We start from the raw sequence: 12,571 nt of genomic DNA, 5'->3' as shown, positions 1-12,571 counted from the left end.
TAATTTTTTATAAAAATACAAATATTTTATACTTTGTCGGAACTTCATTTTCAATCTAACAAAGTTTTAACAAGTTAAAAAAAAGAGTTTAAAATATTAAAAAAAATAATGCTTACTTTTGGTTTTCTAATTTATTATTTACATGAAATTTAAAGCATTTTTACTCGTTCTTATTCTTTTTACTGGAACATTTTTTTCTCAAACGCTGCAATCTCCATCCGAATTTTTAGGTTACGAAATCGGTTCTCGTTTTACTAGACATCATCGAGTTATAGACTATTTCCAATACGTTAGCAAAACTTTATCGAACGTTAAAATGGAAAAATACGGAGAAACGAACGAACACAGACCCTTGTATTTAAGCTACATTTCTTCGCAAGAAAATATTAATAATTTAGACCAAATTAGAAAAGACAACCTTTCTCAAACCGGAATTATTGCTGGAAATGCCAATAATAATATAGCTATTGTTTGGTTGAGTTACAACGTTCATGGAAATGAAGCATCAAGTACAGAAGCTTCTATGTTAACACTTTACGAACTGGTTACCAACAAAAAAGAGTGGCTAGAAAATACGATTGTAATTATAGATCCATGTATAAATCCTGATGGGCGAGACAGGTATGTAAATTGGTACAATCAAGTAAAAAGTACACCTTTTAACGCAGATCAAAACGCGAAAGAGCACAGAGAACCTTGGCCAGGTGGAAGACCCAACCATTATTTATTCGATTTAAATAGAGATTGGGCTTGGGTTACGCAAGTAGAATCTGCACAAAGAATTAAAATGTACAACAAATGGATGCCACATATTCATGTAGATTTTCACGAACAATACATTAATAATCCGTATTATTTTGCACCAGCTGCAAAACCTTTTCATGAAATAATTACAGATTGGCAGCGCAATTTTCAAACACAAATAGGCAAAAATCACGCAAAATATTTCGACAAAGAAGGTTGGTTGTATTTTACAAAAGAAAGTTTCGATTTATTATACCCTAGTTATGGAGATACCTATCCAACATACATGGGTGCCATTGGAATGACTTATGAACAAGCAGGACATGGAATGGCTGGTTTGGGAATAAATACCGACGAAGGAGAAGTTTTAACACTTAAAGACAGAGCCATTCATCACATGACCACTGGTTTATCTACTGTTGAAATTTCTTCACAAAATGCAACAAAACTAAATATCGAATTCAAGAAATTCTTTAATAATTCTAATTTAAATTATAAAAGTTATGTTTTAAAAAACGATAATGAAGATAAAATCAACCGTTTAAAAACCTTATTAGACAAACACGAAATTAAGTACGAAAATGCTACAAATGGTTCTGTAAAAGGCTACAATTACGAAAATCAAAAAACCGAAAAATTTAATACTTCTACAAACGATTTGGTTATTCACACCAATCAACCAAAAGGTAAAATGGTAAAAGTTTTATTCGAACCAAATGCCAAATTAGTAGATTCTTTAACCTACGATATTACTGCTTGGTCCTTGCCTTACGCACACGGAATTAACGCTGTTGCTTCTACTTCTAAAGTAAATTCTTCTGCTAATAAAGGCAAAAATTTTATGAATAATAGTATAAATACATCTGCTTACGCATATATTTCGAAATGGAATAGCATAGAGGATGCTACATTTTTAGCAGATTTATTAAAAAATGATATTGTACCAAGATTTACACAAAAAGCATTTTCTGCAGACGGAAAATCATATAAAGAAGGCACATTAATCATTTTAAGAAATGACAATAGAGATGATAGCTTTGATGCTAAATTGATAAAAATTGCGGATAGAAATATGCGCCAATTAACCCCTGTTTCCTCAGGTTTTTCTCAATCTGGCGTAGATTTTGGTTCGGCTTCTGTAAAACCAATCAACAAACAAAAAATTGCAGTTATTTCTGGTAAAGCAACCTCTTCGTTAAGTTTTGGAGAAGTTTGGCACTTTTTTGAAACACAATTAAAATATCCTATTACAAACATCAATTCAAACGATTTCTCTTACACAGACCTCTCAAAATACGATGTAATTATCATGCCTAATGGGTATTACAATTCAGTTTTAAACAAATCTACTTTAGAAAAAGTAAAAAAATGGACACGTTCTGGAGGTACTTTAATTGCTATTGGAAATGCGGTTAGTAGTTTTGCAAACAAAGATGGTTTCTCTTTAAAAACAAAGGTTTCCGAAGATAAAAAAGACGAAAAACACGATAATTTAACGGCATTTGCAGATAGAGAAAGAAAAAGCGTTGCCAATTTAATTACAGGAAGCATTTTTAAAACTACTTTAGACAATACACATCCATTGGCTTTTGGTTATGGAAAAGAATATTTTTCTCTAAAATTAGGCGGAACTTCTTACGAATATCTAAAAGATGGTTACAATGTTGGTTATTTCGACAAAAACACAAAAAATGTTTCTGGTTATGCAGGTAGTAAAGCTGTAAAAAATGTACCAAAATCGTTGTTTATTGGCGAGCAACCTATGGGAAATGGAAGTGTTATTTATATGGTGGACAATCCTTTATTTAGAGCTTTTTGGGAAAATGGAAAGTTATTTGTAGCGAATGCCGTTTTTCTTTTAAATTCCGATAAATTAAAATAATATTTTTATTTGGACGTTTTAACGGGCTTTCCACTATATCTTTTTAGTTTTGTTCTCGATATAAATTTGTTCTTTCTTCACAAATTCACTCGAACTGACAACTAAAAAGGATGTCGTTGCAATCCCTAACGCGAATTGCATATTTGTTGGCTTTCTGTAAAATTTCCAAAACCTTCTAGGTCTATAAAATCAGGTTGCAGATAAAATGATTACACCTACAAGGTTTTGACAACCTTGCAGAAGAATTAAAACCTTGCAGAAATTTATTTCGGAATTAAATCGCAATACCAAAAGCTGGTATCGTAGTTTTTCTCTTCTTTTTTATCTTTAGATGTATAACAATTGTCGTCATCATTATTATGCAAAGTGTAGGTACGTAAAGTTTTTTCTCCAACGATAAAATCTACAGGTTTGTTAAAATTAGGACCATCAAAAACAAAGGTATGAAACTCGCCATTTTCTCCACAAACATCTACATTTTTTGGTAAATCTTTTACAAACTGTTCATCTATAATTCTCCCCACAAATTCTTCGCCTAACAATTTTGCATTTACACAAACCGTTATTGCTTTAAAACCCAATGCTAAAAATTCGGTTATTATTTCTTTTGTGTCTTTTTTCCAAAGTGGATATATACCTTTAATGCCTACTTCCTTTAATTTAGAATCGCGATATTGTTTTAAATCTTCCAAAAAAATATCACCAAAAACAGCATATTTATATTCTTTTTCGACTAAAGATGCCATCGCAGTTTTCATCGTATCTGAATAAGAAGTCATTGTAACATTTGCAGGAAACGAAATTTTTTGAAGTGGAATTCCTAAAGATGCTGTTTGTTTTTCGAGTAACTCTTCTCGTAAACCGTGCATAGAAACACGTTTGTAATCTTCATTTACAGTAGTAATTAATAAACTAATTTTATAATCGGGGTTTTGTTGCATTTTATACAATGCCAAAGCAGAATCTTTTCCTGAGCTCCAATTAAAATATGTTTTTTTCATCGTATTATTTTCAAAAAAAATACCAAAAATCAAGTTACAAATAAAATGATAATAATATCTACAAGGTTTTGGAAACCTTGCAGGAAGTTTTGGAAACCTTGCAGGAGAATTGAAAAAAAATTGTAGGTTTAATCAAACAAAAAAAATCGTTCTTTCAATCGTTTTTTTGTTACTTATTTTTTCTTTGATTCAAAGGAACAGGTTTTTCTTGCTTTTTCACAGGGATTCCATACAAATCGTAATCTCCAGCATCGTAAATTTTTACGTCTATAAACTCTCCTATTTTAATATAGTGTTTTTTGGCATCCACTAAAACATCGTTATCTACATCTGGCGAATCAAATTCTGTTCTTCCGTAAAAATATTCTCCATCTTTTCTATCGAACAAACATTTAAAAGTTTTGCCTATTTTTTGTTGATTCAATTCCCAAGAAATTTGAGACTGAATTTCCATAATTTTATTCACACGTTTAAATTTCACTTCTGCAAGCACATTGTCTTCTAAAGCATAGGCTCCAGTATTTTCTTCGTGCGAATATTCAAAAGCCCCTAAACGCTCGAAACGCATTTCTTCTACCCAATCTTTTAGTTCTTGAAACATTTCTTCTGTTTCTCCAGGATATCCTACAATTAAGGTCGTTCTAATGGCCATTTCTGGAACAACTTCTCTAAACTTACGAATTAAAGCCGTTGTTTTTTCGTGTGTTGTTCCACGTTTCATCGACTTTAATAGCTCTGTATTAATGTGTTGTAAAGGAATGTCTAAATAATTACACACTTTTGGTTCGCGTTTCATCACTTCTAAAACGTCCATTGGAAAACCCGTTGGAAACGCGTAATGCATACGAATCCATTCGATTCCATCTACCTTTACAAGGGCTTCTAACAAATCTGCCAAAGCACGTTTTTTGTAAATATCTAATCCGTAATAAGTTAAATCTTGTGCGATTAACATGATTTCTTTGATACCTTTTTCTGCCAATTTTGTTGCCTCTGTAACAATATCTTCAATAGGTGTAGAAACATGTTTTCCTCTCATTAAAGGAATGGCACAAAACGAGCAAGGCCTATCACAACCTTCTGCAATTTTTAAATATGCGTAGTGTTTTGGTGTTGTTGTTAAGCGTTCTCCAATTAATTCGTGTTTGTAATCTGCTTCTAAAACCTTTAATAAATTGGGCAAATCGTGTGTCCCAAAATATTGGTCTATATTAGGAATTTGTTCTTCTAAATCTGGTTTGTAACGCTCGCTTAAACATCCAGAAACAAACACTTTATCGATTTCGCCAGCTTCTTTTCTGTTTGCATAATGCAAAATCGTATCGATAGATTCTTCTTTTGCTTTTCCAATAAAACCACAGGTATTAATTACCACGATATTTCCATCATCATTTTCGTCTTCGTGCACCACGTTTTTACCATTGGCTTTTAATTGCCCCATTAACACTTCCGAATCGTAAATGTTTTTAGAACAACCTAAAGTAACCACGTTAATTTTATTTTTTTTGATGGTTTTTGTACGCATTATCTTTTTGTTTTAAGCGAACGCAAAAATACGCGTTTTAAAATGATTCGTAAATGCTTTTATTGATAGTTTTTAGGCATTTTTCTAACTTTTGTTAATTGCTCGAAAGCATACCCTATTTCTAATAATTTTCTTTCGGAAAAAGGAACTCCGATAAAAGTTAAACTTACAGGTTCTCCTGATTTTTTATATCCCATAGGAACTGTTAATGTTGGATATTTAGCAACTGCAGCAATGCCTGAATGATAATTGTTTATCGATAAAATAGCATCTAATTTCTCGTTATTTAACGCTTGTAAAAACTTCTTACCTTCTGAATTTAAGTTCTTTTTTACAACTTCTAGTTCGTTTAGAGTTGTTTTATCGTTTACAATTCCTTCGAATAATTGTTGCCCATAAGGTGCTCTTAAAATGGAATCTTTTTTATTAAAATTTACAATATCTTTTACACTTTTTACCTTAATATTTTTACTGGCATCGTTTTTTAGATATTTTGGTAAGTCGTGTTTCATATCTATATTTAGTAGCGTAACAAAACCATCGAAAGAAATTTCTGGTGGTGTAATTTCTATAATTTCGACACCTACTTTTTTTAATTTCTCGACAGTAGTTTTGTAAATATCATCCGACAATAATTGTTTTATAACTCCAATTTTTCTGTCTCTAAATTTATTTGAAAAACCGTTTTGTACATAGTCTTCTTCTATTTTTTTTGAAGCAGCATCCTTTTTATCGTAACCTCTTAAAGCATTCATAAAAATGGCATTATCTATAACATTTTTTGTCATGGGTCCAGGAGTATCTAAAGTAGAAGAAATTGGCACAATTCCACTTCTACTTAAAACACCAATGGTTGGTTTTAAGCCTACTACAGAATTTTGACTTGATGGGGAAGTAATAGAACCAGCAGTTTCTGTACCTACAGCTGCAACTGCGAAATTTGCTGCGACTGTAACGCCACTTCCTGAAGAACTTCCACCAGTTTCGAACTTTCCTCTTCCATAAGGATTTAAGGTTTGTCCGCCAACTGCAGAGTACCCTAAAGGACAACCATTACAGAAAAAATATGCCCATTCACTTAAATTTACCTTTCCTAAAATAATTGCACCATTTTCTCTTAATTTTTGAACAATAAATGCATCTTCAGCAGTTTTATTATCTGCCAAAACAATGGCTCCAGCAGTTGTATTCATATCTTTTGTGTTGATATTGTCTTTTAACAAAATTGGCATTCCATAGATAGAAAATTCAGAAACCTCTGTTTTATTCTTGTCTTTTTCTCTTGCTTCTTCTAATACATTTGGATTTAGAGCAATAATACTATTTAAAGATAAGGTAGAATCGCTTTCGAATTTTCGAATTCTGTAGAGATAAAAAAGGGTTAGTTTTTCGTAAGATAATTTTCCTTCTTTTACGTTTTTTTGAAGATTTGGAATATTTTGTTCTAAAATTAATGGTTTTAATGCTTCATAATTTTCTTCAGAAAAACCAGCCAATTCTTTTTGAAACGGTTTATACACTGTATTCATATCTAAATATTTAGATTGAATGAGTTTAAACTTCATTCGTCCACTTTCGTTTTTTTGCGATTTTGCTAAAGCTTCTGTTTCATCATATTTTTTGAAAGCATCTTTAAGAACAACTTCTTCTTTTTGCTGACAACTAACAACAGAAGATATGAATAAGGCAACTAATAGTATTTTTTTCATTATTATTATAATTTTTTTTGATGGTCAAAGATAAGAAAGAAAAAAGAAGCTATCTCGAAAATAATTTAGCTGTTATTTTGAGTGAAGTCGAGAAAATATAAAATATTGAAATTTAATGAATAAGATTTCTCAATTACAGTCGAAATGACAAATATTCAATAAATAAGATTTATCTATTACAGTCGAAATGACAAATTCTAATGCTTTTGCGACAGCCTCTTCTAATTTATTTAATAAAGAATATTTCTACTTAAAAAAAGAATCTACAAATTCTATTTTATTAAAAACCTGTAAATCGTCTATACCTTCTCCTACTCCAATATACTTTACGGGTATTTTAAATTGGTCGGAAATTCCAATAACAACGCCACCTTTAGCTGTTCCGTCTAATTTGGTAACTGCCAAAGAGGTTACTTCTGTTGCTAGGGTAAATTGTTTGGCTTGTTCAAATGCATTTTGCCCTGTAGAACCATCTAAAACCAATAAAACGTCGTGTGGAGAATTGTCCACTACTTTTTGCATTACACGTTTAATTTTGGTCAACTCATTCATTAAATTCACTTTGTTATGCAAACGACCAGCAGTATCTATAATTACAACATCTGCATTTTGTTTTACTGCAGAAGTTAAGGTATCAAAAGCTACAGAAGCTGGGTCTGACCCCATTTCTTGACGAACAATTGGCACTCCTGTTCTATCTGCCCAAACCTGTAATTGATCTATGGCTGCAGCTCTAAAGGTATCTGCGGCTCCTAAAACAACTTTTAAACCTTGTTTTTTAAATTGTGCAGCTAGTTTACCAATGGTTGTTGTTTTACCAACACCATTTACGCCAACCACCATTAAAACATAAGGCATTTTTTTGCCTTCGGTATTATTAGGAATTTCTGGTATGGTAAATTCGGTTTCGTTACCAACATTGGTTTCCGATAATAAACCTGCAATTTCTTCTCTTAGAATTTTGTTTAACTCGTCTGTACCAACATATTTATCTCTAGCAACTCGTTTTTCTATTCTCTCTATAACTTTTAGTGTGGTATTTACACCAACATCAGATGCTACTAAAACTTCTTCTAAATTATCTAAAACGTCGTCATCTACTTTAGATTTTCCTGCAACTGCTTTGGTTAGTTTGTCAAAGAAATTGGTACTTGTTTTCTCTAACCCTTTATCTAATGTTTCCTTTTTTTCTTTCGAAAATATTTTTTTAAAAAAGCTCATATTTATTTTTTATACACTAATAGTGGTACATTAAAAAATGTGCCATTTGTTTGGTTTGGTCAAAATGTCATTAAAATTACCTTTTGTGTTAGCGATTGAGGCTTTGTTGGAGCTCCTTGAAAAGAGCGACTGCCGAAAGCCCGACCTGAAAGGGAACACCCAAAAATACGCAATAATAAGGCACAAAAAAAACTACTTTCTAAAATTAGAAAGTAGTTTTTAAATTTTATGGGTAAATAATTATTTTTTTGCTAAAAAGTTATCTACTTCTGCAGGATCCATGATAGATTCTACAAATGTGTAAGCTCCTGTTTTTGGAGATTTTACCATTTTGATAGCTTTACTTAATCTTTTTGATCCTGTTTGTAACGATGCTACTGATTTTTTTGCCATTGTATAAATGTTTTAATCTATGTGCTCTGTTCTGAGTTCTAGATATTTAAATTACTTAATTTCTTTGTGAACAGTCATTTTATTTAAGATAGGGTTGAATTTTTTAATTTCCATTCTATCTGGACTGTTCTTCTTGTTCTTAGTTGTAATGTATCTAGAAGTACCTGGTTTACCAGTTGCTTTGTGCTCTGTACATTCTAAAATTACTTGAACTCTGTTCCCTTTTTTTGCCATCTCTTTAGTTTAAAAAGTTTAAAGTTTAAAGTTTAAAGTTTTGCAACTGGAAACCGAAACTGTAAACTGCGACTTAATAATTATTTAGTTAAAAATCCGTTAGCTCTCGCCTCTTTTATAACTGCAGAAATTCCTTTCTTGTTAATATTTTTTAGTGCAGAAGCAGATACTTTTAAAGTAATCCATTTATCTTCTTCTGGAATGTAAAAACGCTTGGTCATTAAATTAGCGTCAAACTTTCTTTTGGTTCTATTTAAAGCGTGAGAAACGTTGTTTCCAACCATTGCTTTTTTACCTGTTAATTCACAAACTCTAGACATCTTTTCGACAGTTTTTTAGTGTTATCTCTAAACGAGGTGCAAATCTACAAATAATTACAATATTGAACAAAACAATTTTACTAATTTTTTAATCTTTATCGCATTTCGATAAAATTCTATTAATTCGAGTAAATTTTACGATTGAAATGAGCTAATTTGTATCGTGAGTAAGAGCTTTCGTTTTTAAATAGTTCTCGACACCTTTTTTTGTTTTTTAAAATCACTTGAACCTACATTTTTGAATATTTTTTCATTCAAAATATACAACTAAGACAATTCTTTGTGCAACATTTCTAATGCTTTACTAACGGTTCTATTGATTACCTTTTCTCTTGGTTGCCCAAAATTAAATTCTGCTACGATTTCCTTTTCATCGGAAATTAATGCGATGTAAACAACACCAACACTTTTATCGGTATTATCTATGGTTGGTCCTGCGTTTCCTGTAACCGCAATTACATAATTTGTTTTTAGTTTTTCTTTGGCCCCTTTTGCCATTGCTAAAGCTACTTCTTTACTTACAACTGTATGTTTTTTAATGGTTTCTGTGGAAACATTTAATAAATTAATTTTTGTTTCCTCTGAGTAGGTTACAAAACTACCTTTATAATAAGCTGATGAACCTTCTACTGATACTAAAGTAGCTGCTATTTTACCTCCTGTTAAGCTTTCTGCTGTTGCAATTGTTTGGTTTTTTGCTTTTAATAGTTCTCCTATTCTTTTTTCTAATGAAAAATCGTCATCTAAACCTGTAATAATTTCTGGTATTTGTTTGTAAACTTCTTTTACTTTAGAGTTTAACTCTTGTTCTAAAACCTCTTTATTTGCGCCAAAGGCAGATAAACGCAAACGCACTTTGCCAAAAGATGGTAAATATGCTAACTTGATATAGTTTGGTAAATTGTTTTCGAAATCTTCGATTCTTTCTGCAATGGTACTTTCTCCTTGCCCATACGTCATTATTGTTTTATGAAGTATGTATGGCAATTTAAATTGTTTTTGAATTCTTGGTAGTACTTCATTTGTAATTAATCCTTTCATTTCGTAAGGAACTCCTGGAAGTGATACAAAAACGGTGTTTTTTTCGAAAAACCACATGCCAGGAGCCGTCCCAAAATTGTTTTTTAATAAGGTTGCTTTGGATGGCAATTGTGCTTGTGTTCGTTGTATTTCTTTAAATGGATGATTTATTTTTTTGAAGAGTTCTTTTATATGTGCTACAACTTCTGGATATTCTACAATTTTATCGTCATTAAAAAATTTAGCAATGGTTTTTTTGGTAATATCGTCTTTTGTTGGCCCTAAACCTCCTGTTACAATTACAATATCTACTCTTTCTTGTGCTTCTTTAAAAGCGTTTAAAATGTGTTGCTCGTTATCTTGAATGGAAGAAATCTGATACACGGAAACTCCTATCTTGTTTAATTGTTGCCCAATCCATTGTGAATTGGTATCTACAATTTGTCCGATTAAAATCTCGTCTCCAATGGTAATGATTTCTGCTTTCATTCTTTTCCTATTTTTTCTATGTTTTTTTCTTTATTTTTTTTCTTTCTGCTCCAAATAAAACTAAGCGATTGAAATAAAAAAAACACTTAATAAACCTATTAAAAAAGATTTCATGCTAATTGAAACAAAACCGAAATCGCCAATTTCTTCTTCAAGAAAAATTTTTAAGTATAACATAAATATAATACTGCTTGAGTAGTAAGTTATTATTCCTAAAAAACCATATAGCCATTTATTTTTTTGATGATTTTCTGCTAATCTGAAAAAATAAAAACCTACATAAAAAATAAAAATATAACTTAAATATTCCATCTTATTTTCTTATTTCATTTCAAATTCCAATAAAAATGGATGTAATTATTTGTATTTATCAAACCTATTTTACTTTTATATGAAAAGCTTCTTTGTCTTTAATCACGCCTTTTAAAACGTCATTTTCGGTAACTTTACCAACTCCTGCTGGTGTTCCTGTAAAAATAATGTCTCCTTTTTTTAGGGTAAAATATTGCGATACATAGGCAATTAGCTCATCTGTTTTCCATAGCATCGCATTGGTATTTCCATCTTGAACTAACTCATCGTTCTTATACAATTGAAATTGTAAGTTTTCTAAATCGAATGTTTCTTTTGGGTAAAACTCGCCGACAACTGCACTACCATCAAACGCCTTGGCCTTTTCCCAGGGCAACCCTTTTTCTTTGCATTTTGCTTGTACATCTCTTGCTGTAAAATCGATACCTAAGCCTATTTCGTTATAATATTTATGAGCAAATTTAGTATCAATATATTTTCCAACTTTATTAATTTTTACTAAAACCTCTACTTCGTAATGTACATCATTAGAAAAAGGCGGAATAAAAAATGGGTTTTTTCTTGGCAAAATGGCAGAATCTGGTTTTAGAAAAACCACAGGATTGTCTGGTCTTTCGTTGGCCAATTCTTCGATATGTTTTGCGTAATTGCGCCCAATACAAATTATTTTCATAAAAAGCCCCTTTTAATTTCCCCTAAGGGGAAAAAACACTCTTGTGTTTAATTTATTCTCTTTATATTAATTAACTAAAAATTATTCATATTTACTAAGTACTGAAAACTGAGACTGCCAACTGAATACTTATTTACTGCTAACCGACTATGGAATCCACTTTTTAGGAAAATTGGGTTTGCGTTTTTCTAAAAATGCATCTCTGCCTTCTTTTGCTTCATCTGTCATATAAGCTAAACGTGTTGCTTCTCCTGCAAAAACTTGTTGCCCAACCATACCATCATCTGTTAAATTCATCGCGAATTTTAGCATTTTTATAGATGTTGGCGATTTTGCTAAAATTTCTTGTGCCCATTCGTAAGCCGTACTTTCTAATGCTTCGTGAGGAATTACTGCATTTACCATGCCCATTTCATACGCTTCTTGTGCAGAATAATTTCTTCCTAAAAAGAAAATTTCTCTCGCTTTTTTTTGTCCTACCATTTTGGCTAAATATGCAGAACCATACCCCCCATCAAAAGAAGTTACATCTGCATCTGTTTGCTTAAAAATAGCGTGTTCTTTACTAGCTAAAGTTAAATCGCATACTACATGTAAACTATGACCTCCACCAACTGCCCATCCTGGAACCACAGCAATAACTGCTTTTGGCATAAATCTTATTAAACGCTGTACTTCAAGAATATTTAATCGGTGGTAACCATCTTCACCTACATAACCTTGATGGCCACGTGCTTTTTGATCGCCTCCAGAACAAAAAGAATACACTCCATCTTTGCTACTTGGTCCTTCTGCAGAAAGTAATACTACTCCAATATTTACATCTTCACCAGCATCGTAAAATGCATCATACAATTCTGATGTTGTTTTAGGACGAAAGGCATTTCTAACATTGGGTCTGTTAAATGCTATTCTTGCAACACCCTTACATTTCTTGTAAGTAATATCTTCATACTCTTTGGCAGTTTTCCATTCAGGTTGTATCATATTTTTGTATTTTGGTCGTTCTATAAACAGAACAAAACATTATTGCTTACGAAAATAAACA

At 31.5% G+C, this 12,571-nt stretch carries 11 protein-coding genes; 1 reads left to right on the top strand and 10 read right to left on the bottom strand.

The window, feature by feature from the left end:
* Nucleotides 1-142 precede the first annotated feature (142 nt).
* Nucleotides 143-2,626, top strand: a complete 2,484-nt coding sequence (locus tag JL193_RS15655; protein ID WP_207971660.1) for a M14 family metallopeptidase — start codon at nt 143-145, stop codon at nt 2,624-2,626.
* 263 nt (nt 2,627-2,889) lie between these two features.
* Here JL193_RS15655 and JL193_RS15650 read toward each other — a convergent pair whose 3' ends face one another.
* From JL193_RS15650 to JL193_RS15605, 10 genes are all read right to left on the bottom strand, one after another.
* Nucleotides 2,890-3,627, bottom strand: coding sequence for a Dph6-related ATP pyrophosphatase (locus JL193_RS15650; protein ID WP_207971659.1), 738 nt, complete (start codon nt 3,625-3,627; stop codon nt 2,890-2,892).
* 169 nt (nt 3,628-3,796) lie between these two features.
* Nucleotides 3,797-5,152, bottom strand: coding sequence for a 30S ribosomal protein S12 methylthiotransferase RimO (rimO, locus tag JL193_RS15645; RefSeq protein WP_207971658.1), 1,356 nt, complete (start codon nt 5,150-5,152; stop codon nt 3,797-3,799).
* Between the two features lie 59 nt (nt 5,153-5,211).
* The gene (locus JL193_RS15640; RefSeq protein WP_207971657.1) at nt 5,212-6,861 is read right to left on the bottom strand and encodes an amidase family protein; all 1,650 of its coding nucleotides are present in this window, start codon (nt 6,859-6,861) and stop codon (nt 5,212-5,214) included.
* A gap of 246 nt (nt 6,862-7,107) precedes the next feature.
* Entirely contained in the window at nt 7,108-8,082 is a 975-nt protein-coding gene (gene ftsY, locus JL193_RS15635; RefSeq protein WP_207971656.1) for a signal recognition particle-docking protein FtsY, read from the bottom strand.
* Nucleotides 8,083-8,322: 240 nt separating this feature from the next.
* Nucleotides 8,323-8,475, bottom strand: a complete 153-nt coding sequence (locus JL193_RS15630) for a DUF4295 domain-containing protein (RefSeq protein ID WP_207971655.1) — start codon at nt 8,473-8,475, stop codon at nt 8,323-8,325.
* Nucleotides 8,476-8,526: 51 nt separating this feature from the next.
* Nucleotides 8,527-8,709, bottom strand: a complete 183-nt coding sequence (rpmG, locus tag JL193_RS15625) for a 50S ribosomal protein L33 (protein WP_138537223.1) — start codon at nt 8,707-8,709, stop codon at nt 8,527-8,529.
* A gap of 80 nt (nt 8,710-8,789) precedes the next feature.
* On the bottom strand, nt 8,790-9,029 hold the full coding sequence (gene rpmB, locus JL193_RS15620) for a 50S ribosomal protein L28 (RefSeq protein WP_077809621.1): 240 nt from the start codon (nt 9,027-9,029) through the stop codon (nt 8,790-8,792).
* Between the two features lie 267 nt (nt 9,030-9,296).
* The gene (locus JL193_RS15615; RefSeq protein ID WP_207971654.1) at nt 9,297-10,538 is read right to left on the bottom strand and encodes a competence/damage-inducible protein A; all 1,242 of its coding nucleotides are present in this window, start codon (nt 10,536-10,538) and stop codon (nt 9,297-9,299) included.
* 376 nt (nt 10,539-10,914) lie between these two features.
* Nucleotides 10,915-11,523 (bottom strand): fumarylacetoacetate hydrolase family protein, encoded by a 609-nt coding sequence (locus tag JL193_RS15610; protein WP_207971653.1) that lies wholly within the window; start codon nt 11,521-11,523, stop codon nt 10,915-10,917.
* A gap of 147 nt (nt 11,524-11,670) precedes the next feature.
* Nucleotides 11,671-12,510, bottom strand: a complete 840-nt coding sequence (locus tag JL193_RS15605; protein WP_207971652.1) for a 1,4-dihydroxy-2-naphthoyl-CoA synthase — start codon at nt 12,508-12,510, stop codon at nt 11,671-11,673.
* Nucleotides 12,511-12,571: the final 61 nt, after the last annotated feature.

Origin of the sequence: Polaribacter batillariae, assembly GCF_017498485.1 — a bacterium.
In the GTDB taxonomy this organism is placed as follows: Bacteria; Bacteroidota; Bacteroidia; order Flavobacteriales; family Flavobacteriaceae; genus Polaribacter; species Polaribacter batillariae.
The sequence above is the reverse complement of the archived record's forward strand: the minus strand, read 5'-3'. Positions and strand labels throughout refer to the sequence as shown.